Here is a 22088-nt window from a genome sequence, read left to right as displayed (position 1 = left end):
CCTCCCGCCCTCCCCCGGAGGACGGGCTCTGATTCGTCACGAAGGGTCGCTTCCCGGACTCGGAAGCGACCCTTTGCGACGAATCGATCACCGGCCGGCGGGCAGGCGGCCGGCGAGCGGCTCGCGGTCGCGGGTGAGCGGAGCGGCGCGCAGGGCCCGCCGGTAGATCGCGTAGCGCCGCAGCTGGCCGGCCGCCGCCGCTGCCCGCGAGGGGCGCAGCCCGGCTAGCCGGTACACGAGCATCCGCGCTGCCATCCCGGCGAGCACCACGGCGCGCCAGAGCTGCTGCTCCGCGTCGGAGCGGGCCAGCCGCCAGCCGTACAGGTCGAAGAGGTTCACGATCCAGGCGGTGCCGACGCGGCCGTCGACGCCACTGGAGGATCCACCCATCGCGTGCAGGGCGTGCAGTTGCGGATCGAGGACCACGCGCAGGCCCTCGGCGCGCAGCCGCAGACAGATCTCGACGTCCTCGGCGTACATGAACCAGCGGTCGGTCAGGCCGCCGATCCGGTCCCAGACGGCCAGCGGGACCATCAGGCAGCCACCGCTGACCCAGTCGACGTCGCGCGGCCGCCCGTGCAGGTCGGCGGCGAAGAGATAGTGGCCCTCGAAGGCGGGGAAGAGCCGGCCGAGGCGCGAGAGGCCGGTCTGGTGCAGAAGCATCCGGCGGACGGTGGGGGCGTGCCCGGCGGCGACGATCTCGACGTCCTCGCCCTCGTTCTCGAGCAGCGGGGAGACGGCGCCGATCGTCGGGTCGGCGTCCAGGAGTGACGCAAGCGAGCCGACGACGGCGGCCGAGATCTGCGCGTCCGGATTCAGCAGTAGCAGGTGGCGGCCGGTGGCGTGGGCGGCGCCGAGGTTGACCGCGCGCGAGAAGCCGGCGTTCTCGGTGTTCTCGACCACCGTCACGTCCGGGTACTCGTCGCGCAGCACGGCGACCGTCTCGTCGCGCGAGAGATTGTCGACCACCAGGATCTCGATGCTCTCGTCACGGTCGGCGAGCGCGTCGAGGCAGGAGCGGATCACTCCGAGGCTGTTGTAGGTGACGATCACGATCGACACGGTCGGCCCGCTCACGGCAGCACCGCCACCATCGCGGCGCGCAGGCGCGTCACCACGGCGTCCCAGCTGTAGTACTCGAGCACCGCAGTCGGATCCGGCGATTCCGGCGGATCAGCGACGAGCTCGCGGATCGATGCCGAGATCGCGGACACGTCGCGCGGATCGACGAGGCGCGCTCGCTCGCCGAGGATCTCGCGGAACACCGGGATGTCGCTGGCGAGGATCGGCGTGCGGCAGGCGAGCGCCTCCAGGGTGGGCAGGCCGAAGCCCTCGTCGAGGGTGAGGAAGAGGAACAGCGCGGCGTTCTCGTAGAGCCAGCGCAGCTCCTCCGTCTCGATGCGGCCGAGCAGGCGCACGAGGTGGTCGTCGAGGGCGGTGCGGACGGCGGGCGAGAACTCGGCGAGCGCGCCGGATGCCTCACCGACGACGAGCAGCGGGAAGGAGGGGGAGAGCACTCCCGACGCGAGCGCGGCCTCGATGGTGGTGGCCAGGTTCTTGCGGGCGGTGAGGCGGCCGACGGCGAGCAGGAAGCCGTCGAATCCGTCGACCCCGGCGGGCGCGACGGGCTCCGCGGCGGCGAACGCCCGGCTGAGCCCGAGCCCGACGGGAACCGCGCGGCGAGCGGCCGAGGTGCGGACGATGCGCTGCGACTCCGCGACGCTGCTCGCGATCACCAGGTCGGCACGGCGGACGGTGAGCGGCATGAGCGAGAAGTAGGCGCGCTCCTTGCGGGTGAACCACTCCGGATTCGTCAGGAAGAGAAAGTCCTGGATGAACACGACGGATCGCCCAAGAAGGGGGGTGAAGTTATGCGCGAGCGTGAAATCCGGACGGAGACGGAGAGAGAGCAGGGCGAGTTCGACTATGGCGCTGACCCCCTGCGGCCGCAGTTTTGTGGCCACTACTCTGGCAAGTCCTGCCAGTTCTTGTCTCGCAAACTCTACCCCCGTCAGGGGTACGGCGACGACAAGTGAATCCTCAGGAAAGAGGCGCGCCCAAGTGAAGGTGATTTCGCGCATGACCTCGCGATTCGAGATCGGGCCGCGAATCCACCAATTACCATCGAGCAGGACCCGTAGGGACCTTCGGTGCGACGCTGTGCCGGGCATTCGACCCCTGTCTGGGAATGGGTTCTCATGGATGTCCCGACTGTACCGAACGGGCTTCCGCCCCGGACTTCGAGCATCCGGCCGCTCCGGGCCGCCACATCCGACGAGAGGGTCCGCATGAGAGTTCGACGCCGCATTGCCCTCGTTCGGTGGGCGATCGCCTCGCTGGGGGCGGTCGTGGTCCTCAGCGCGGTCGTCGTCGCGCAGACCCGGGTGGGCTCTGACGCCACCGCCGACTTCCTCAGCTCGGTCACGGCGCTCACCAACATCCTCTCGGTCATCGCGTTCGCGATCGCGGGCCGCAGCTCCTGGCGGGCCGCACGCTCCAACGGACGCAGGAGCGCCGCGCCCACGGGCGAGTCTCCCAGGATCACGGCGATGCGTACCCTCAATGCCGCGACCCTGCTCAGCATGTCGGGCCTGTTCCTGATGATCTACGGGCCCGTCGCGCTCGGCGATCCAGCGCAGCTGAACCCGAGCACGATCGTTCTGCATGTGCTCGTGCCGGCGTTCGCCGTGATCGAGCTGCTCGCGGTGCCGGGCGAGCGCCCCGTCGATCTGCGCCTCGTTTGGCTGGTGATGGTGTTCCCGATGCTGTGGTTCGCGTACACCTTCGCGCGCGGCGCTCTCGCCGCGCGGTACGTCTACGAATTCCTCGATCCGGCGCTGTCGGGAGGGCCGCGCACCATCGTCGGGATGACCGTTCTGATCCTCTCGATTTTCTTCCTGATGGGTGTCGTTATCCTGTCCCTCCAGCGGTGGCGGGCGGCAGTGCCCGGGCGGCTAGTATGACCGCGATACCCGCCTTCGTGGGGTGTAACAACACCGTCGATCGACTGCCGTTCATCACCGCACGGCCCGGTAGTGCGACAGCAGAGTTCATCGGGCGATCGCATTCTGTGGGCGTCAGCACAACAAGGGAGAATCGGGACATGGGCAGGTCGGTCGTGATTATCGGCACGCGAGGTTATCCCAGTTACTATGGGGGTTTCGAGACAGCAGTAAGACGTCTCGCGCCATTCCTTGCGGAACAGGGCTGGGAGGTTATTGTCTACGGAAGACCGGGCAGCACTGCTCTCCACGACCCGGACTGCGATGAGCGCGTTATCACCCGGCAAACGCACGGCATCGAGAGCAAATCGCTCAGCACTCTTTCCTACGGCCTGACCGCCGCCCTCGACGCGGCGAAGCGCAAGCCCGATGTCGCTCTGGTGCTCAACTGCGCCAACGGATTCTGGCTGCCGATCCTCAAACAGCGCGGCATTCCGACCGTCGTCAACGTCGACGGGATCGAGTGGGACCGCGCCAAGTGGGGCCGCTTCGCCAAGTTCGTGTTCCACCAGGGCGCGGTCTGGACCGCCCGCCACGGTGACCGCATGGTCTACGACGCGGCGGCGATCCAGGAGCGCTGGAAGCGGGAGTTCGGCCGCGACGGCGACATCATCCCCTACGGCGGTGACGTCCCGCCGGACTACCCGGTCGAGCCGGGCCTGAACCACCGCGGCTACGCCCTGGTCGTGGCGCGCTTCGTCCCCGAGAACACCGTGCTCGAGTTCGTCGAGGCGGCCGAGCGGATCGCGCGCAGCCACGACGTGGTGATCGTCGGCTCTTCCGGCTACGGCGGCCCTCTCGATCAGGCCGTCAGCGCCCTCGCGCAGAAGAACGTTCGCGTGCACTGGTTCGGCCACGTCAGCGACGACGCCCGGCTGCACTCGCTCTGGCAGCACGCTGGGGCCTACTTCCACGGCCACAGCGTCGGCGGGACCAACCCGGCGCTCGTGCAGGCGATGGCCTGCGGCGCCCCCGTCGTCGCTCGCGACACCGTCTTCAACCGCGAGGTGCTCCGGCAGGCAGGTCGTTTCGTCGCCCCCACGCCGGACGCGATCGCCGAGGGCGTGCTCGCCGTGCTGAACGACCCGATCGAGCAGGAGCGGCTCTCGTACTGCGGGCATCAGCGGGCCGTGCACTCCTACTCCTGGGCCGAGGTGAACGCCGGCTACGAGCGCTCGCTGCTGAGCGTCATCGCCGAGCAGGCCACCGCGGGAGCGAGCAGGAGCCGGGCGTGAGGGCCCTGCGCGACCTCGGCTACGACGACCTCCTGATCAGCTACCACGTGGGTCCGCTGACCGGAGTGACGGCGGAGCGCGTGCGCACCGCTCTGCGCGATGTGCTGCTCTCGCCGCGCGGCGCCGTCCTCCTGCGTCGGCGTACCCGAGCGGGTCGGTGGCGTCGGATCGACGTGGCGGCGGCCCTGGACGCGTCGGAGCGCGCGGTGCGCGTCGTCGACGGCCCTCTCGAGCACGGGGAGCTGGCGCACCGACTGTTCGGTCGTGGTTTCGCCGCGGGGGAGCTGCCGGTGCGCCTCCTGTTCGACACTGCGACGGTCGGCTTCACCCTCCCGCACACGCTCTTCGACGGCACGGGAGCCACCGCGGTCGTGGCGCTCGTGATCGACAAGCTGGCCGCTCCGGGAGTCGACAGCATCGCCCCCAAGCCGCTCGCCGCCGCTGCGCTGCGCGAGCTGAGGGAGCGCTTCGAGCTGACGGGGCTCGCCGGCGTCCGCAAGGCGCGCGACACCTTCCGCACCCTCACCGCCAGCACCGAGACGGGGTACCAGCTCGACGCGACCCTCTCGAAGCAGGAGTCGGACCGGCTCACGCGCCTGGTCAGCACGGTCCTCGGCCCCGACACGCTCGCCGCGATCGCCGCGACCCCGGAGCAGGCACGCGAGGGCAAGCGTCCGGCCCGACCGCCGGTGTCGCTCAAGACGGCGAGCCTCGTGCTTCGCTGCCTACAGGATTGCGCGACCGACGGCCTCGACTTCCGGGTCGTGGTCCCCGTCGACTGCCGCCGCTGGGTCGACAAGGGCACCGAGGTCGCCGGGAACTTCTCGCCCTCCCTCCCGCTCGGCCGCCTCCGCGCCGATGACTGGTCGGCGACCTCGCTCCTCGAGCGGCTGTCCGCGGCCACGAAGTCCGGCCTCCCGGCGACCTGGCTGCTGGCGAGTGCGCTGCTGGGTGTGAAGAACCTCGTGCAGCATCCGCTCGCCGCCCTGCGCCCCCCGACGGGGACGCCCCGCGTGCCCTGGGAGATCCACGTCTCGCTGCCCTCGACTGAGGTACCGGTCTCGGAGGAGCTGCTGCCGCGGATCGAGCCGGACACCATGATCAGCGGGATACCCGCGCACCTGCGCTTCCCGCTCGGCGTCTGGGTCGAGCTGGCGCCGATGCGCGACTGCATGCACCTGAGCATCCGCGACGAGACCGGCACCTTCGCTCTTGACGGCTTCGAGGAGCGGCTGCTCGCCGCCGTCGGCGCCCGAGCTGCGGAGGCCTCGTGAGCGCTCTGCTGCGCCTCCTGAACTCGCCGATCGCCATGCTCGCGAGCCGCCTCTCGGTCGCAGCGCTCGGGCTGGTGAGCGCCCCGCTGATCGCGCAGGCCCTCGGCCCGAGCGGACGCGGCGAGACGGCAGCTGCCCTCGCCTCGATGTACCTGATCCCCATCGTGCTCGCGCTCGGGATGCCGCTGGAGATCCGGCGCCGCGTCCTCGCCGAAGCGGGCGACCTCGGCGCCGTCCGCACGGCCCGGCGGCTCGCCCTGCTGACCGGGATCCCGGCGGCGCTGATCGCCTGGCTGCTCACCTCGACCCTCCTCTCGGCGCTGGACGAGGCGGCGACTCTCGCCGTGTTCGTCGCGCTCACCGGCACGCCGCTCATGGTCTGCTGGATGATCGATATCGGCGTTGTCGGAGCGCAGCGGCGCTTCGGCGCGGTCGCGCTGCTTCAGGCCACGCAGCCGCTGGTGTACGTCGGCGGGATCGTCGTGCTGTTCCTGCTCGACAGGATCACGGTCTCGGGCGTGATCTGGTCGAACTTCGCCGGCTCCGCGGTGACGGCACTAATCGGTTCGCTGCTCAACCGCCCCCGCGGGGTCGCTCCGGTGCCCTGGCGGCCGCTGGTGCGCGGCTCCGTCACCTTCTACGGCGCGCAGGCCTCGGACGCCGCCTACCAGCGCCTCGACCAGGTGATCATGCTGCCGCTGATCGGCTCGCACCAGGCGGGCCTCTACTCCGTCGCCGTGACGATCGGAACCCTGCCGGTGTTCCTCGCGCACGCGGTCGCCGCTCCCGTATTCTCGGACATCAGCCGGACGGAGGGCGGCGCCCGCATCACGGCCACCGGTGACGCGCTGCGCTCGGCCTTCGCGGTCGGCCTGGCCTCGGCCGTATTCCTCGCCGTCGTCACTCCGTGGGGCGTGCCGTTGCTCTTCGGCGACAAGTTCGCGGAGGCGATGCCCGCGGTCTTCTTCGCGATCCTCGGCTCGGTCTTCGTCGTCGTCACCGTGAGCGCCGGCGAGGTGCTCTCGGCCCGCAACCGCGGGATCAGCCTGACCATCGCGCAGGGCGCCGGGCTGCTCACCTGCCTCGGGATCCTGTTCGCGTTCGGCCCGGCGAACGGGGCGATCGCCGCCGCCGTCGCCAACGCGAGCGGGATCCTGATGGCGCTGGTGGTCATGGTGCTCGCGATCCGGCCGCCGACGCGCACCATCGTCCCGCGGCCCTCCGACGTCCCCCTGGTCGTCCGCCGCCTCACCATGCGGGGCGGCTCGGCATGACCCGGACGGCGCCGCCGCTTCCGCGCGTAGGATCCCTGACCTTCGCCCGCGGCCCGGTTCGCGCCCGCCGATCGCTCCGCACCCTCCTCGGCGGTGACGGCCTCGGCCTGCCCTGGCTCGGTGTCCTCGCGCTGGTGTTCGTGCTCCCGGCGAACGGAGTCGCGTCCGCCTTCCTGCCCGGCGCCACGGCGACGGCGTTCGGTGCGATCAAGGACGGCGTGATCCTCGGGCTCTTCCTGCTCGTGCTCGTCAGCGGTCGAATCACGCGGGTGCCCGTGCCGATCGTGGTGCTGGTGCTGATGATCGTGGGGCTCGGCCTCGTCTCGGCGGTGTGGACCGCGAATCCGATCCAGGCGGCCTACGGCTGGCGCAACGACTTCCTGCCCTTCCTCGCCCTGATCGTCGTGCCCGCGGTGCTCGAGAAGCGCCACGTCGTGATCCTGGCGACTGCGTTCGTCGTCGCGGTGCAGCTCTCGTCGATCACGACGATCCTCACCTGGAACCAGGGCCTGGACTGGCTGTTCACCCTCCGGGTCTTCCCGGTTGCTCCCGGGACGCCGTTCCCCTCCTCGCTCTTCGTCGCCGGCAGTATCGTCCCCCGTGGCTTCAGCCCCTATAGTGCCCCGAACGAGAGCGCGGTCGCCGTCACGATCGCGCTCGCCGTGCTGTGGACGCGTCCGCGCTGGCCGCTCTGGCTGAAGGGGGCACTGACCCTCCTGCCGTTGGTCGCCGTGTACCTCACTCAATCCCGCAGCGGATACATCGGCCTCGCGATGCTCGCGGTGACCCTGGTGGCCTGGGCGCTTTTCCGGGCGAAGCCGATGCTGGTCTGGGCGATGCTCACCGTCTCGACCGCGGCGGCGATCGGAGGAGTCACCCTCTACCTCTACACGGACAAGGTGATCTCGCACGTCGCCGACCCGTCGCTGATCGGCCACAGCGACAGCCTGCTCGAGAACATCCCGCTGCTCGTTGCGCACCCGTTCGGCTTCGGTCTGGGCAAGGTGGGGCCGCGCGCGCAGCTGTACTCGACCGACAGCGTGCTGGTGGAGAGCTTCTTCCTGGTGCTCGCGATCGAGTCGGGCATCCTCGTGATGCTGCTCTTCGCTGCGCTGCTGGTGTACCTGTTCCTCCGCGGGCTGCGCGCGCCGACGCTTGACGGCTTCCTCCCCACGGCCGTGGTCGCGGGCACGCTGGTGAGCTACACAGTGCTGCCGACGCTCCAGGAGGGGCCGGTGGCGTACACGCTCTGGATCGTCTGCGGCATGGGGATCGTGGCAGGGCAGGCGGAGCAGGCGCTGCCGGCGGATCGCCCCGTCGTTGCCCGGCTGCGCGAGGCCCCACCCTCGCGGACCGCCGCCCACCTCGACGGGCCGCGCGCCGGCACGGGAGCGCACCTCGTCACGGCACGCGCAGAGGGGCGCCGCCGTAGGCTGCCACGCCCCCGCGTCTCAGGCCGACGCCGACGAGGCAGCAGTGACGAGCGCGGTGCGGGGGGCCTGCGCGACCACGGATCCGAGGACGTCGCCCCCGACATCCCGTAGGCGATCGGCCGCAGCGACGAGGTCGGCCGACGACGACACTCCGGCCCCGACGACGAGAACCGTCGTGGCGACCAGCTTGCCCAGCAGCACCGCGTCGGTGGCCGACAGGATCGCGGGCGAGTCAACGATCACGTGGTCGTAGCGGCGCGAGAGGTGCACGATCACGCGCTCCATCGCCGGGGTGCCGATGAGGTCGCTCGGGTTCGCCTGGCTGCCGCCGGCCGGGAGCACCGCCACGCCCTGGGCGCTCATCGGCAGCGAGCCGTCTGCGGGGAGAGTGCCCGTGCACAGCAGCTCGGCGAGCGTGGGCCCGCCGGTCGGGATGCGGAAGAGCGTGGACTGCGTCGGGTCGCGCAGGTCGGCGTCGATCACCACGACGGTCCGGCCGATCTGGGCGATCGAGACGGCGAGGTTCGCGGCCACCGTGCTCTTGCCGTCGCCCTCGCGCGGGGAGGACACGAGCAGGGTGCGCTCGGAGGTGCCGGAGCCGAAGAGGATCGTCGTGCGCAGCATCCGGAACGACTCGGCCACGGCGCTGCGGCCGTCCGCCACGAGGGGCGTCCGGCGGATCGCGGTGTCGTAGGGGATCGACTCGAGCACCGGCAGGGTGGTGCCGGCGACGTCCTTCGCCGAGCGGATGCGGGAGTCGCCGAGCGAGCGCAGCACCACGACGCCGACGCCGACGATCAGGCCGGTCGCTCCGCCGAGCACCAGGTAGACCAGCAGGTCGGGGCTGAGCGGCGAGTTCGGTACGGACGCGGCCTCGAGCACCTTCACGTCGACCCGGCTCGCTCCGCCCGAGACGGGGCGCTCGATCTGCGCGACGTAGCTGCGCAGACTCTCGGCGACCGCATCCGCGATCTGCGCCGCCCGCCGGGCATCGGCGTCGACCACATCGATGCTCATGATGACGGTGCCAGGGAGTGCGGCCGGGGTGACCTCGGCCGCGAGCTCACCGACGGACAGGTCGAGGTCGAGCTCCTCGATCACCGGCTGCAACACCGAGCTGGAGTCGACCAGCGCGACGTACGAGGCGACCCTCGCCTCCGCGCTGGTGAAGGAGGCGCCGACCTCGGCGCTGGACTGGTTATCGGCGGTCGACACTGAGACGAACACCGTCGTCTGCGCGCGGTACTCCGACTCCGACACCAGGGTCGCCACCGAGGCGGCCGCGAGACCGAGGGCGACGGCGATCGAGATGACGAGCCAGCCCCGGCGGAGGAGGCGTCCGTACTCACGAATTCCCACAGTGTCGTCCTTGTCGAGGAGGGATCCGACCGAGCGGATCGAGACGATGATCGTGCTGATCTCGATCCTCGCAGAATCGCGCCACCCGTCCGGGTGTCGAGTCGCCGTGACGGCGCGGTGATCGGCCTGCGGAGGCGCGCGTCGCCGGATCCGTCGCGTTCGGCCCGGTGGGTGTCGCTCGTCGACGGGCCTTAGCCGCGGCGCACCCGCAGGCGCGTCTCCTCCAGATCGAGCAGCGACTGAGCGTCGCGGAGGATGCGCTGCGGATAGGCGCGGCGCGAACGCGCATCGAGCAGCGCCTCCCGCTCGGCCGAGACGACCGCCAGCCGCAGGGCCCGGTAGAGGCGGTGCGGAGTGTCGCCGACCGCCCGCTCCGTGCCGCGCGAGCGCTCCCAGGCGGCCTCCGAGCGGAGGAACGAGGTCTGCCGCACCCGCTCCAGAACGTCCGGCGCCGCGTGCTCCGCGCCCTCGACCACCTCGCCCGGGCGCTCCAGCACCGACAGGCCCTTCTCGGTGATCTCGTCGAGCAGGCCGGCGAGCGCGCGCTGGTCTTCCGGTACGTCGATGCCGCGGATCCCCAGCGCCCGGATCAGCAGCGGCAGCGTGCTGCCCTGAATCAGCAGGGTTGCGACGGCCACGGTGAAGGCGATCAGCACGAGCTGCGGGCGGTACGGGATGTCCTCGGGGAGCGACTGCGCGGCCGCCAGGGTCACCACTCCGCGCATCCCGGACCAGCCGAGCACGACCCCGCCGCGCCAGCCGATGCCGTTGCGGCTGAAGTGCCGGTAGTCGCTGCGTCGGAGCTGGTAGCGCCGCTTCGCCCGGCCGCGCTCCTCCTTCGGCAGCCGTCTCGCCTCGGGTGACTCCAGCAGCTCCTTCTGCTCGCGGGCCCGGCGCTCGGCGCGGCGGGTCTGCCAGCGCTCGCCGAGGAGCACCGGCCCGACCCAGAGAAAGCGCACCACCATCAGGCCGACCATCGCGACCAGGCCGATGCCGACCGCGGCCGGTACCGGAAGGCTCGCGCTATCGGCGTCATGGATCAGCGAGCGGATTTCGAGCCCGATCAGCAGGAACACGCCGTTCTCGAGCAGGAACTGCACGGTCCGCCAGTTGATCCGGTCGTTCACTCGCGACTGCGCCGTGAAGGCGCGGGAGGAGGCGTGGCCGGTGTGCAGTCCGGCGACGACCACGGCGAGCACCCCCGAGGCGCTCAGCCCCTCGGCGGGGATGAAGGCGACGAACGGGACGACGAAGGAGAGGACGGTGTTCAGCACCGGGTCCTCGAGCCGGGAGCGGACGAAGACGGTCACCACGCTGGCCACGAAGCCGACCACCACGGCGACGACCACCGCGTAGAGGAAGTCGCCGATCGCGGCCCACGGCGTCGCGAGCGTGCCCGCGGCGGCGGCGAGTGCCGAGCGAAGGAGCACCAGCGCGGTCGCATCGTTGATCAGCCCCTCGCCCTCGAGCAGGGTGAGCAGCCGGGGCGGGAGGCCGAGGCGCCGCCCGACCGAGGTCGCGGCCACGGCATCGGGCGGGCTGATGATCGCGCCCACCGCGATCGCCAGGCCCAGGCCCAGTTCGGGGAGCAGGAGGAAGAGGAGCGCGCCGACCCCGGCCGCCGAGATCAGCACCAGCACGACCGAGAGGCCGGTGATCGTGGCCAGGTTCCGGCGGAAGTCGATGAACGGGACGCTGAGCGCCGCCGCGTAGAGCAGCGGCGGCAGCACGCCGTCGAGCACCCACTCGTGCGGGACGACCACCTCCGGCACCCCGGGGATGGAGGAGAGGCCGACGCCCGCGAGCACGAGGACGATCGGCGCGGCGACGCCCAGGCGCCGCGAGAAGACGGCGACCGCGACCAGGACCGAGACGCCGACGATCGCGGCGATGCCCAGCTCCATCAGCGGTGGCTTTCGGGGGCGCAGGCGGGCATGGTCTCGTCTCCAGGGGTGGCGGGCGATTGCCTCCGACGAGTCTGCGCCTCCCGACGAGTGTCGGGCAGGGGGTTGCGAGGGCGGGTGCTCCGCACAACGTCAGCTGAGAGCGGGTCTCAGCCACCATCGTGGATGAGACGGTCTCTCAGCTGACGTTGTGCGGCGAGTGCCGGTGGAGGGGACGGATCTCAGCGGCGGAGGACGCGGGTGAGGCCGAGTAGCAGGGCCATCGTGCCGAGTGCGGCGATCACCAGGGCGAGCGCGGCGCCGGGTTCGAGGGTGATCCCGCGCTCGACGACCTGCGCGCGCAGCACCGGGTCGGCCGCGATGACGAGCAGGGCGATCGAGGCGGCGGCGAGCACGAGGCCGTAGAGGACGGCGCCGATGCGGATCCGCGGACGCGCGGGGGAGGGAGTGGGCGTGGTGGTCATCGTGCGGCTCCTGACTCGGTCGTGGCGGCCGGGGTGGCGCCGGGGGTCGGGGTGGCGGTGTCGTTCGTGGCGTCCGGGGTGGAGTCGTAGACGCGGATCGAGCCGCCCTCCTGGGCGATGCGGACCACGAACGGCTCGGCGTCCGGGTCGCCGAAGGTCTGCGTCCAGAGCTGCCGGCCGCCGTCGGTGCGGACCTCGCGGGGCGCTTCGACCGCGCCTGCGTCGACCACCCAGAGGCCGGTGTCCTCGGTGGTCGCCTCGAGGCGAACCGCGGTGCCCTCCCTCGTGGTGACGGACACCCGCCCGTAGCCGACCCAGAGGTCCAGCGGTTCGCCGGTGTCCTCGGAGCCGGGCACGACCGTGACCTGCAGGTCGCTCGCCGCAAGGGTCGCGAACCGGCCGGGCGCGGCGCTCGAGAAACCGTAGGAGCCGAGCACCGGCAGCAGCGTGCGGTCGGTCGGCAGCACGGCGGCGCAGGCGGCCGTCACCACCGCGACCGTCGCGAGGGCGATCAGCGCGATCGCGCGCCGCCGGAGCAGCCCGGCGAGCACGATCACGACGGCGAGCACGAGTGCGGCGGATGCGGCGCCGACGACGAGGGCCGTGGGTCCGGAGGCGGTGAGCGAGACCAGAGCGCCGGTCAGGGCGGCGGCCCCGAGGGCGAGCAGGGTGAGGCCCGCTCCCAGTCGAGGGTTCGCGGCGCGACGGAGGCGCTGTCGTTCCAGGCGCGCGGCGGTGACGGCGGCCGCGGCGAGACGCGCCTCCTCCGCCCGGGCGCGCGCCGTCTCGCGGGCTGACGCGGCCTGCTGGGCGCGAAAGGCTTCCCGTTCGGCGCGCCACGCCTCCTGACGCTCGCGCCACTCAGCGACGGCTTCGGGGGAGGAGGGGCGGACGTCCTCCAGGCCGGGATCCGGCGCGGGGTAGGCGGGGGAGGCGGCGGCGTCCGGCAGGGTTGCGGACGGGCCCTCGGCGGGGTACGCAGCGGCAGCGTCGTCCGACCGCCGGCTGCGCCGCACGACCCAGACCACGAAGGCCGCGATCAGTCCGAGCACCACGAGCGACCACAGCGTCCGCCCAGTCGCCGGTGCCCACGGCACCGCCCCCGTGTACGTGCTGCCGAGCGACCAGAAACCCTGCGCCACCGGCAGCATCGACGCGAGCACAAGGGCGCCGATGGCGGCGTGGACCCGGTCGAGCGAGCCGCGGAGCAGCCGCGCCACCGGGAGCGCGCCGTCCTGATCGGGCAGCAGCAGCCAGGCGGCGGCGTAAAGAAGGAGCGCCGGCCCGCCCAGCACCGCGACGACGAGCACGATGCCGCGCACGATCAGCGGATCGATGCCGAGTCGGTCGGCGATGCCCGCGCAGACGCCGCCGATCCAGCCGGGGCCGCGGGCGAGGTCGAGGCCGCGCAGCCAGAGTACGAAGCGGTTCTCGGCGACGGGCGGGGGGTCGGTGGGGCCGGGGGTGGACGGGCCGCTGGGCTGCGGCTCCTGCGGGGAGCCGCTGCCCGAGTCTCCCGCGGTGCCCTCGCCCGCGGGATCTGTCCCGATCGGCGTCGTCCCCGTGCCGTGCCGCTCCGTGCCGTCCGGCTCCGGGGCGACCGGCGGTGTCGTGCTCTGTCCTGTCATGCTGCGAGTCTCCCGCGCGTCCGGCGGCCCGGACCATCGGGGGAACCCCTGATCCGACCCTGAGAGCACCCCCGCTCACCCGGCCGACCTGTTTGGATGCAGGGGTGAGCACAGTCCCCGGCACCATCGCCCGCCCTCCGCTGCGGCGCCCGCGGACGATGCTGCTCGGCGGAGTCTGCGCCGCCCTCGCCGAGCACCTCGGCTGGAGCGTGCGCGGCACCCGCCTCCTCGCTCTCGCGACGATCGCGCTCGGCGGGGGCGGCGCCCTCCTCTACCTCTGGCTCTGGGCGCTGGTGCCGCTCGACGCGCGCGACTCCGAACCGGCCGTCCGCCGCTCCGCTCCCGTCGCCGGCCTGCTGACCCTCGCCGCTGCGGTCGCGGTGCTCGCCGTGCTGATCACCGTCGGTCGTGGTGACGACGCCGACGTCACCCGCGCCCTCGTCGCGGTGGGGCTGCTCGCGGGCGGAGCCGTCGCCTGGAGTCTGGGGCTCGACCGCGGCGACCCGGTGCGGCCTGCGCGCTACGGCTTCGCGGTGCGTCTCGCCTCCTGCTCGCTGCTGGTGCTCGCCGGAGCGGCCGTGCTCACCGGGCGCCCGAGCGCCCTGAACGCGGTACTCGCCGTGGGCGTGCTGCTGATCGCGGCGGGCGTGCTCGCTGCGCCCCGGGTGGTCACCCTCTGGTCCGAGCTGATGGGTGAGCGCGCGGCCCGCGTGCGCGAGGAGCAGCGGGCCGAGATCGCCGCGCACCTGCACGACTCCGTGCTGCAGACCCTTGCGCTCATCCAGAACCGGGCCGGAGCCTCCAGTGAGGTCGCCCGCATCGCCCGCGCCCAGGAGCGCGAGCTGCGCGACTGGCTGTTCGAGCGGGACGTCCCCGTCGCCAACGACCTGGCGGCCGAGGTCCGGTCGATCGCCGCCGCCGTCGAGCTCGACTACCCCGTGCACCTGGACGTTGTGGCCGTGGGCGCGTCGGTCCCCGGTGCCGCCGCCCTCCTCGCCGCGACGCGGGAGGCCGTGCTCAACGCGGCGCGGCACGCGGGCGGCGATGTCTCGGTCTACCTGGAGTCGTCCGCGCAGGGCGTCGACGTCTTCGTGCGCGACCGCGGTCCCGGCGTCGAGCTGGACGAGGTTCCGGGTGACCGGCTCGGCATCCGCGAGTCGATCATCGGGCGGATGTCGCGGGCCGGCGGCAGCGCGACGGTGCGCCCCGGAGCCGGTGGCACCGGCACCGAGGTGCATCTGCGGCTCCCCGCGGAGGTCGAGCGGTGACCCGCGTGCTGTTGGTCGATGACCACTCCATCTTCCGCTCCGGTCTGCGCGCCGACCTCGCTCCCGAGCTCGACGTCGTGGGGGAGGCGGCGGACGTCGACTCCGCCGTCGCCCTGGTCACGTCACTCGCGCCCGAGGTGGTGCTGCTCGACGTGCACCTGCCGGGCGGCGCGGGCGGAGGAGGGGCGGAGGTGCTGCGGCGCAGCGCCGGGTCGCCGTCGCGCTTCCTGGCGCTGAGCGTCTCGGACGCCGCGGAGGACGTGGTCGGCGTGATCCGCGCGGGCGCCCGCGGCTACATCACGAAGGCCAGCTCCGGCGCCGAGGTGAGCCGGGCCGTGCTCGCGGTGGCGGGCGGGGACGCCGTGTTCTCACCGCGTCTGGCCGGCTTCGTGCTCGACGCCTTCGGTGCGCTCGCGGGCGAGCAGGCGGAGTCGGTGGACGAACTCGACCGCCTCTCGGCCCGCGAGCGCGAGGTCATGCGCCTGATCGCCCGCGGCTACGCCTACAAGGAGGCCGCCGCCGAGCTCTTCATCTCGGTGAAGACGGTCGAGTCCCACGTCTCCGCGGTCCTCCGCAAGCTCCAGCTCTCCTCCCGCTACGAGCTGACCGCGTGGGCCTCGGCCCGCCGGCTGCTCTGAGGTGCGCTCCTGCTCCTCGCCGCTGGGGCTGCGCCGCCCTTTTCGCGGCAACCGTGCGATAAGCAGGGGATCCCGACACCTCGCAGCAGTTTCTGCGGCAGAACGCCCCTCCTCCCGCGAATCCCCTGCAGACCGCACACCGGCGACTCTGCCCTGGCTCCCGTGCTGTCCGATGTGCAGGGGATGCCGACGTCGCGGAGGCCGGGAGGAGCGGACGCCGCCGCCCCTCCCGGCGCGGGTCACGCCCGAGAGCCGTCCTCGTCCTCCACGGCAGCACGGCGGCGCGCGCCGAGGCCGATGGCGGTGGCGCCCGCAGCCAGGAGCGCCGTCGCGCCGGCGATCAGCCCGACGCTCTCGACTCCGGTCGAGGCGAGCTCGCCGCCCGAACCGCCGGAGGGCAGCGGCGCTGGCGTGCCGGTCGGCGTGGTCGTGGGCGCCGTGGCCGGATTCGCGCCGGGCCCCGCGGCCGGAGGAGTTGCGCCCGGAGTCGTCGGCCCGGTTGTGGGGCCCGGGTCCGGCGTCGGCGGAGCGACCTGCGACGCCGGCAGGATCTGCACGATCGTCGGCCGCGGCGCCGCAACCGCTCCCGCCGCCGTCGATCCGTAGTCCGGGAACAGCGAGTGCGGCGCCTCGAACGTCCCCTCCTCGCCCGGGTGCTGCACCGCCACGAACACGTGCTGGTCGAGGTCGTGCACGATCGGACCGCAGGTTTCGGCATCGCGCGGCACGGAGAGGAACTGCTCCACCTTGCCGCGGGAGTCGCCGTCGAGCGTGACCTTGAACAGGCCGTCGTTGTAGCCGATGCCGTCGGGCGCGCCGTCCGTGGCGATCCAGAGGTTCCCGACCGAGTCGAAGGCCACGTTGTCGGGGCAGGAGATCGGCGAGACCTTCTCGGCCGGGAAGCCGGAGAAGTAGACCGCGTCGCCTTGCGCCTGGTCGCCGCACAGCATCAGCAGGTTCCAGGCGAAGGTGCGGCCGGTCTGGTCGCCGCCGTCCTCGATGATCTCGACGATGTGACCGTCGCGGTTCTCGGTGCGCGGGTTGATCTCGGTCGCGCCCTCTTTGCCCTCCTTGCCGCGGTCGGAGTTGTTCGTGCAGGCCACGTAGATCCGACCGCTGACCGGGCTGGGCTGCACGTCCTCGCAGCGGTCCATCTTGGTTGCGCCCGCGAGGTCCGCCGCCTGGCGGGTGTGCACGAGCACCTCCTCCACGCTCTTCCCGGCGATCATCGAGGCACCGTTCAGCACCAGGGGCAGCCACTCGCCGATCCCGTCGAAGCCGCCGTCCGAGGGGACCGCTCCGGTGCCGGTGATCTCGGCCACGGGGGAGTCCCCGGTGAAGCGGGCGACGAAGAGGTCGCCCTGCTCCAGCAGCGTCTTGTTGTGGGCGCGGTCGCCCTCGATGTAGCGCTTCGCCGACACGAACTTGTAGAGGTAGTCGAAGCGCTCGTCATCGCCCATGTAGGCGACGACGCGGTTGTCCGGGGCGATGATGACGTTCGCGCCCTCGTGCTTGAGGCGGCCGAGCGCCGTGTGCTTTCTCGGTGTCGAGGTCGGCTCGAAGGGGTCGAACTCCACGATCCAGCCGAAGCGGTTCGGCTCGTTCTCGTAGCCCGGGGTGCGGGCGTCGAAGCGGGGGCCGTCGAGCTCCCACCGTCGCGAGGTCTCGGAGTCGGTGAGGCCGTAGCGCTTCTCCGCGTCGCTCGTGCCGGTGACGCGGAAGTAGCCGTTGAAGTTCTCCTCGCCCGAGAGGATCGTGCCCCACGGTGTCGTGCCTCCGGAGCAGTTGGCGAGCGTGCCGAGCACTGTGCGGCCCTCCGGGTCGGCGACCGTCTTCAGCAGGTCGGAGCCGGCGGCGGCGCCGGTCACGGTGTACGGGGTGTCGAGCAGGTAGCGGCGGTTGCGCTCGCCGCCGCGGACGTAGGACCACGGGCGGTCGACCCCGGTACGGACCAGCTCGACCACGCTGAGGCCGTGGGCCGCGCGGCCGACGGCACGCACCCGCTCGGGCTCGGCCTCGAGCTGCGCTGCCGGGAACATGATGTTCTCGTTCGTGTACTCGTGGTTGACGACGAGCAGCGCGCGGAGCCGGTTCGAGCCCGGAATCTCGACGATGTCGGTGTAGTCGTTGTTGAAGCCGAACTGCGCGGCCTGGGAGGCCTCCGTCTGGTCGGTGATGTCGAAGGCGGGGCTGTCGGCGAAGAGCGGGTCGCCCCAGCGGATGATCGGCTGCCAGGCGAAGCCCTCCGGCACCGTGAGCGCGTCGACCGTGTACGGCACGGGGGCGATCGGAGTGAAGGCGAGCGGCGAGCCGTCGGCCGCGGCGGCCTGCGCGGCCTGCGCGGTGGGCGCTCCTGCGGCCGACGTGACGGCGACGGTGACCGCGCCGGCCAGGCCCAGCCCGAGGGCGCTGCGGCGGGTGAGCTGCGACGAGACGATGTCGCGGAAGTAGCTGTTGTGCGAGGTGTTGCAGGTCGCGGTCGAGCACGCGTTCGCGCACTTGAGCGCGCAGGTCACGGGGCTGCGCTTCCCCCGGACGTGGCCGGCCATCGGTAGCAGGAGTCGGCGGGAGGTGTCGGTCATCGTTGTCTCGTCCTTCGGTGTGTCGCGGGCACGTGATGAGACGAGTCGACCAAGACGGGCGGGCCGGGACGGGGAGCGGAGGCGACCGGCAGGCGAACGAGAGGTGAACGCTCTGCCAGGAGTAGGACCCCGCGCGATCCGCAGGACTCCGCGCGATCCGCAGGACCCCGCCCGATTCGCAGGTCTCCGTCCGATTCGCAGGGAGGCGTGCGATCCGCAGGGAGGCGTGCGATTCGCAGGGGTTCGCGACCGCGCTGACCCGATCAAGCGGAAGAGAGCGATCTCCCGTGACGATCCCCTGCACATCGCACCTTGGTGGTCGCCTCGGTGGTCACCCCGGTGCTCCCGGAGTCGACGCTCGGCGCGGCTGTTCAGCCGCAGCGTCAGCCTCCTGCTCCTGCTCCGCGATCGCCCGGCGCATCTCCCGAGCCGAGGAAAAACCGGCAGCGCCCGCGAGCTCCTGCTGTTCCCGGAACGAGGCTCGAACCCGTCGGGCCAGCATCTCGCGCGCGGAGTCGACCCGAGCCGCCCGCAGGTACCACTGCACGGTCCGGCCCGTGCGGCACATCGCCGTCTCCAGTTCGGAAAGCGGCACGGACAGCTCATCGGCCACCGCCTCAGCATCGAAAGCCGGATCCGCGTGGCCCTCGACCACGACTGCGACGGCCCGTCGGATCAGCTCGGCCGTCGCCGGCGGTGTTCCTGGGAGCAGAGGGGGCCCGATCGTCATGAGCACAGCCGCGAGGAGCGCCTCGAACGTGCTGAGCAGGTTCGCCCAGGTCGGCGCATCCGGTTCTCCTCGGAGTTCGGCGCCTGCGCGGATCATTGTCACGGCCAGTGTCGCGGAGGGATCGCTGGCCCGCAGCACGGTCGGCCGCTCGGGCAGCCCCAGCCAGAACCGGTGCAACCGCGACTGCGCGAGCGTGATCTCGACCGCGGTGTACTGCCGATCGCTCTCGATGACGAAGCACGCCGGAGTCGCGTACAGCACCAGGTCGCCCGAGCGGAGCGTCTCGTCGATCCCTCCGCCGCGGATCCGCAGTGCGCCCTCATCGACCGCGAGGATCGCGAGCCCGACGCCCTCGCGGAGCAGCGTGACTGCCCGGGCGTTGTGACGGAGTCGCGCGAGGGTGTGCTCCCGGCCGCGGATCGCGTCGCCGGCGAGCTGCAGCGCCTCCGTCGGCCCCTGCGGAGACCAGCCGATGGCCCGCATCCACTTCGCGGCGGCGGCGCCCACATGGGTGTCGCGAGGTTCGAGCGGGGCGGGCAGCCAGTCGTCGAAAGGTTTCACGGGGGCTCCTGGCGGCACACGTCGGCCACCCTTAGTGGGGCCGCTACACCAGGATGGGCCCCCGCGCCGCCGAGCAGAAGGGCAGGAGCCGATTTCGGCGTCAGCGGCGAGAGCGTCCTTCCCGGCCTTCCCGGCCTTCCCGTCCTTCCCGTCGTCCCCGGCGAGCAGCGCCGATCCGGTGAGCGCCACGGTTCTCGTTCTCGTGCGCGAGGCGGGAGAGTGGGTTCCGCAGTTCGGCAAGCATCGGATTCACAGTCCGGGAATGCCTCGGATCGACACCCCCGTTACACCCCACAGCGGCACGCCCGCCGCCTCTACGGAAGGACCCCTCATGACCCTCGTCGTCACCGGAGCCACCGGCCACCTCGGCCGTCTCGCCGTCGAGCACCTGCTCGCCCGCGGCACCGCCGCCTCCGACATCGTCGCCACCGGCCGCAATGCCGCGAAGCTCGAGGCGCTCGCCGCCGACCTCGGCGTGCGCACCGCCGTCGCCGACTTCGAGGACACCGCCTCGCTCGATGTCGCCTTCGCGGACGCCGAGGCTGTCCTGCTCGTCTCCGGCTCCGAGGTCGGCAAACGCGTCGCGCAGCACACCGCCGTCGTCGAGGCCGCCGCCCGCGTCGGCGCGCGCCTGGTCTACACCAGCGCCCCGAAGGCGACCACGAGTGCGCTTCTCCTCGCCCCCGAGCACAAGGCCACGGAGGAGGCGATCGCCGCCGCCGGCATCCCCGCCGTGATCCTGCGCAACGGCTGGTACAACGAGAACTACGCCCAGACGATCTCCGAGCTCGCCACCACCGGCAGCACCCTCTCGAGCGCCGGCGAGGGCCGCGTGGCGAGCGCCGCGCGCAGCGACTACGCCGAGGCCGCCGCAGTGGCCCTGACCGATGCCTCCCTGGTCGGTACCGTGCACGAGCTCTCGGGCGACACCGCGTGGAGCTTCGACGAGCTGGCCGCGCTCGTCGCTGAGGTCGCCGACCGTGACGCCGCGGTCGCGCACGTCTCCTCCGACGAGCACGCCCGCATCCTCACCGAGTCCGGCGTTCCCGAGGGCGGAGTCGGCTTCGTGGTCGGCCTCGACGCGAACATCGCCGACGGCCTCCTCGGCGAGACCGACGGCTCCCTCGCCCGCCTGATCGGCCGCCCCACCACCCCGATCCGCGCCTACGTCCAGGAGCAGCTCGCCCGCTGACCCCGCCGCGCTGCCTCCGCACTCCGCCGCAAGAGCCCGCGGGTTCGACGTGCGCAGCGCGTGCAGCGTCGGCAGGAGCGTCGACGCCCGCACCAGGGCGAGCCGTCACGTCTGCAGAGCCTGAACGGGCGTCACGGACACGGCGCGGCGGGCCGGGACCAGCGCCGCGACCACCGTCAGCAGCACGGTGGCCAGCACCAGACCGAGAACCAGACCGGGCGGGACGACGGGTGCCGTCGCGACCACTCCGGGTAGCGAGGCGAGGAAGGACAGCGCACCCGCCCAGCCGTAGGCGATCCCCAGCGCGAGACCCAGAACGACGGCCGTGATCGACGTGGTGGCTGCTTCGATCACGATCGTCCGGCGCACCTGAGCGCGGGAGAAACCCAGCGCGCGGAGGAGCCCGATCTCGCGCCGACGCTGCAGGACGCTGATGGAGAGGTCGTTCACCACTCCGATGCCCGCGAGCAGAGCGCTGAAGGCGACCAGCCCGAGCCCGAGTGCACTGACCTGCTGCACGACATCGTCGATCCCGATGTAGTAGTCGGGTCGCGCGGCGATCGCCTGATCGAGGATGCCGCGGAACGTTGCCAGCGCCACCGAGAAGGCGGTCACGACGGTGACGCCGATGAACACCCCGGTGGTGGCTCGGGTACTGCGGTCGGGGGAGCGGAGTGTGTTCGCGCGGGCCAGAGCCGCTTCCGGACGCGATCCGAACAGGCGGCTCACGAGGTGGAGCGAGCCGGGGAGGATCGCGTGCGCCCCGAGGATGATGCCGGAGAAGGAGGTGAGACCGCCCACCAGCGTGAGGAGGACTGCGCCGTAATCGACCGTACCGCGCAGCACGCCCAGCACGATCACGGCGAAGCCGACGAGGACGAGCAGGGCGGCGACCGTGTTCGTGACCGGGCGGCGCCGACGCGAATCGATCGGTGCCTCTTGCGAGGCGGCGAGGGCCTGAAGGGGCGACACGGTGAGCACCTCGCGCGACCCCGACCAGGACGCGACGATCGTGACGGCGACGACGCTCAGGAGCGGGAGCGCGACGACGACGGGAATGTTCGGAGCCAGGAACGGGGCTCTGGCGGCGACCGAGACGGCCGCGAGCAGGGCCAGGCCGAGTCCAAGGCCGCCCCCGAACCCGAGCACCGCCCCGGCGATGCCGATCAGTGCCCCCTCGCGGATGAAGACCCGGCGCTGGGCGCGGGCGGTGGAGCCCAACAGGCGCAGGAGAGCGATGCTCTGCACCCGGGTCGAGACGGTGGCGGCGACGGTGTTGGTCGTCACGACGCCGCCGATAAAGGCGGCGATGCAGAAGAAGACGGGGCCGAGGACGGCGAGGAGCTGCGGAACGAGGTGGCTGCTGCTGGTGCTCGGCGCCTCGCGCATGATCGCGTCCACGCCGGCCAGGACCGTGACGAGAGAGGTTCCGAATGCTGCTCCGACGGTGGCGACGAGAAGGCTCGATCGCTGCTCGCGCAGGGTCTGTCGTGCGGTCATGGGTGATCTCCGTCATGGTGAGGGTGGTGGGGGAAAAGGGGGGG

Annotated in this window: 17 protein-coding genes; 8 read left to right on the top strand and 9 right to left on the bottom strand. The window is 72.1% G+C overall.

The window, feature by feature from the left end:
* Nucleotides 1-87: 87 nt before the first annotated feature.
* Together C5D07_RS02915 and C5D07_RS15630 are read right to left on the bottom strand one after the other, a co-directional pair.
* Nucleotides 88-1077 (bottom strand): glycosyltransferase family 2 protein, encoded by a 990-nt coding sequence (locus C5D07_RS02915; protein WP_170063495.1) that lies wholly within the window; start codon nt 1075-1077, stop codon nt 88-90.
* Entirely contained in the window at nt 1074-1964 is an 891-nt protein-coding gene (locus C5D07_RS15630) for a glycosyltransferase family 4 protein (RefSeq protein ID WP_170063494.1), read from the bottom strand. The genes C5D07_RS02915 and C5D07_RS15630 overlap by 4 nt, the downstream gene beginning before the upstream one ends.
* A gap of 324 nt (nt 1965-2288) precedes the next feature.
* On the opposite strand from C5D07_RS15630, the gene C5D07_RS15625 reads away from it, so the two are divergent.
* From C5D07_RS15625 to C5D07_RS02885, 5 genes are all read left to right on the top strand, one after another.
* Complete coding sequence (locus C5D07_RS15625; protein WP_170063493.1) at nt 2289-2963, top strand: Pr6Pr family membrane protein; 675 nt, start codon at nt 2289-2291, stop codon at nt 2961-2963.
* Nucleotides 2964-3103: 140 nt separating this feature from the next.
* On the top strand, nt 3104-4237 hold the full coding sequence (locus tag C5D07_RS02900) for a glycosyltransferase (RefSeq protein WP_104258635.1): 1134 nt from the start codon (nt 3104-3106) through the stop codon (nt 4235-4237).
* A complete protein-coding gene (locus C5D07_RS02895) occupies nt 4234-5511 on the top strand; it encodes a hypothetical protein (protein ID WP_104258634.1) in 1278 nt (425 codons plus the stop codon). Before C5D07_RS02900 ends, C5D07_RS02895 begins: the two co-directional genes overlap by 4 nt.
* Nucleotides 5508-6785: a lipopolysaccharide biosynthesis protein gene (locus tag C5D07_RS02890; RefSeq protein WP_068250332.1), complete on the top strand. Its 1278-nt coding sequence runs from the start codon at nt 5508-5510 to the stop codon at nt 6783-6785. Before C5D07_RS02895 ends, C5D07_RS02890 begins: the two co-directional genes overlap by 4 nt.
* Entirely contained in the window at nt 6782-8329 is a 1548-nt protein-coding gene (locus C5D07_RS02885; protein ID WP_068250334.1) for an O-antigen ligase family protein, read from the top strand. The genes C5D07_RS02890 and C5D07_RS02885 overlap by 4 nt, the downstream gene beginning before the upstream one ends.
* Here the strand turns inward: C5D07_RS02885 and C5D07_RS02880 are convergent.
* The 4 genes from C5D07_RS02880 to C5D07_RS02865 all read right to left on the bottom strand — a co-directional run bounded on the left by C5D07_RS02880 (nt 8237) and on the right by C5D07_RS02865 (nt 13573).
* Entirely contained in the window at nt 8237-9577 is a 1341-nt protein-coding gene (locus tag C5D07_RS02880; protein WP_068250337.1) for a tyrosine-protein kinase domain-containing protein, read from the bottom strand. The two genes, C5D07_RS02885 and C5D07_RS02880, sit on opposite strands and share 93 nt — an antisense overlap.
* Before the next feature lie 191 nt (nt 9578-9768).
* On the bottom strand, nt 9769-11481 hold the full coding sequence (locus C5D07_RS02875; RefSeq protein WP_104258633.1) for a cation:proton antiporter: 1713 nt from the start codon (nt 11479-11481) through the stop codon (nt 9769-9771).
* 221 nt (nt 11482-11702) lie between these two features.
* Nucleotides 11703-11945 (bottom strand): hypothetical protein, encoded by a 243-nt coding sequence (locus C5D07_RS02870; protein WP_068250342.1) that lies wholly within the window; start codon nt 11943-11945, stop codon nt 11703-11705.
* The gene (locus C5D07_RS02865) at nt 11942-13573 is read right to left on the bottom strand and encodes a PspC domain-containing protein (protein WP_104258632.1); all 1632 of its coding nucleotides are present in this window, start codon (nt 13571-13573) and stop codon (nt 11942-11944) included. The genes C5D07_RS02870 and C5D07_RS02865 overlap by 4 nt, the downstream gene beginning before the upstream one ends.
* Nucleotides 13574-13677: 104 nt before the next feature.
* Between C5D07_RS02865 and C5D07_RS02860 the strand changes: the two genes are divergently transcribed.
* Together C5D07_RS02860 and C5D07_RS02855 are read left to right on the top strand one after the other, a co-directional pair.
* On the top strand, nt 13678-14841 hold the full coding sequence (locus C5D07_RS02860) for an ATP-binding protein (RefSeq protein ID WP_249028158.1): 1164 nt from the start codon (nt 13678-13680) through the stop codon (nt 14839-14841).
* The gene (locus tag C5D07_RS02855) at nt 14838-15479 is read left to right on the top strand and encodes a LuxR C-terminal-related transcriptional regulator (protein WP_068250351.1); all 642 of its coding nucleotides are present in this window, start codon (nt 14838-14840) and stop codon (nt 15477-15479) included. The genes C5D07_RS02860 and C5D07_RS02855 overlap by 4 nt, the downstream gene beginning before the upstream one ends.
* Nucleotides 15480-15718: 239 nt before the next feature.
* On the opposite strand, the gene C5D07_RS02850 is transcribed toward C5D07_RS02855, so the two are convergent.
* Entirely contained in the window at nt 15719-18061 is a 2343-nt protein-coding gene (locus C5D07_RS02850) for a PhoX family protein (protein ID WP_104258631.1), read from the bottom strand.
* 331 nt (nt 18062-18392) lie between these two features.
* Nucleotides 18393-19352, bottom strand: coding sequence for a helix-turn-helix domain-containing protein (locus C5D07_RS02845; RefSeq protein ID WP_068250357.1), 960 nt, complete (start codon nt 19350-19352; stop codon nt 18393-18395).
* Nucleotides 19353-19683: 331 nt separating this feature from the next.
* On the opposite strand from C5D07_RS02845, the gene C5D07_RS02840 reads away from it, so the two are divergent.
* Nucleotides 19684-20544, top strand: a complete 861-nt coding sequence (locus tag C5D07_RS02840) for an NmrA family NAD(P)-binding protein (protein WP_104258630.1) — start codon at nt 19684-19686, stop codon at nt 20542-20544.
* A 105-nt stretch (nt 20545-20649) separates the two neighbouring features.
* Here C5D07_RS02840 and C5D07_RS02835 read toward each other — a convergent pair whose 3' ends face one another.
* Complete coding sequence (locus C5D07_RS02835; RefSeq protein WP_068250364.1) at nt 20650-22044, bottom strand: ABC transporter permease; 1395 nt, start codon at nt 22042-22044, stop codon at nt 20650-20652.
* Nucleotides 22045-22088 lie beyond the last annotated feature (44 nt).

Source organism: Rathayibacter tritici (assembly GCF_002932875.1).
Lineage (GTDB): Bacteria > Actinomycetota > Actinomycetes > Actinomycetales > Microbacteriaceae > Rathayibacter > Rathayibacter tritici.
This window is presented reverse-complemented; position numbering and strand designations above follow the sequence as displayed.

Bases quoted from the DNA above. Each gene is read 5' to 3' on its own strand.
- C5D07_RS15625 (WP_170063493.1), top strand. From the start codon at position 2,289: ATGAGAGTTCGACGCCGCATTGCCCTCGTTCGGTGGGCGATCGCCTCG.
- C5D07_RS02875 (WP_104258633.1), bottom strand. From the start codon at position 11,481: ATGGAGCTGGGCATCGCCGCGATCGTCGGCGTCTCGGTCCTGGTCGCG.
- C5D07_RS02870 (WP_068250342.1), bottom strand. From the start codon at position 11,945: ATGACCACCACGCCCACTCCCTCCCCCGCGCGTCCGCGGATCCGCATC.
- C5D07_RS02885 (WP_068250334.1), top strand. From the start codon at position 6,782: ATGACCCGGACGGCGCCGCCGCTTCCGCGCGTAGGATCCCTGACCTTC.
- C5D07_RS02865 (WP_104258632.1), bottom strand. From the start codon at position 13,573: ATGACAGGACAGAGCACGACACCGCCGGTCGCCCCGGAGCCGGACGGC.
- C5D07_RS02900 (WP_104258635.1), top strand. From the start codon at position 3,104: ATGGGCAGGTCGGTCGTGATTATCGGCACGCGAGGTTATCCCAGTTAC.
- C5D07_RS02840 (WP_104258630.1), top strand. From the start codon at position 19,684: ATGACCCTCGTCGTCACCGGAGCCACCGGCCACCTCGGCCGTCTCGCC.
- C5D07_RS02850 (WP_104258631.1), bottom strand. From the start codon at position 18,061: ATGACCGACACCTCCCGCCGACTCCTGCTACCGATGGCCGGCCACGTC.
- C5D07_RS02835 (WP_068250364.1), bottom strand. From the start codon at position 22,044: ATGACCGCACGACAGACCCTGCGCGAGCAGCGATCGAGCCTTCTCGTC.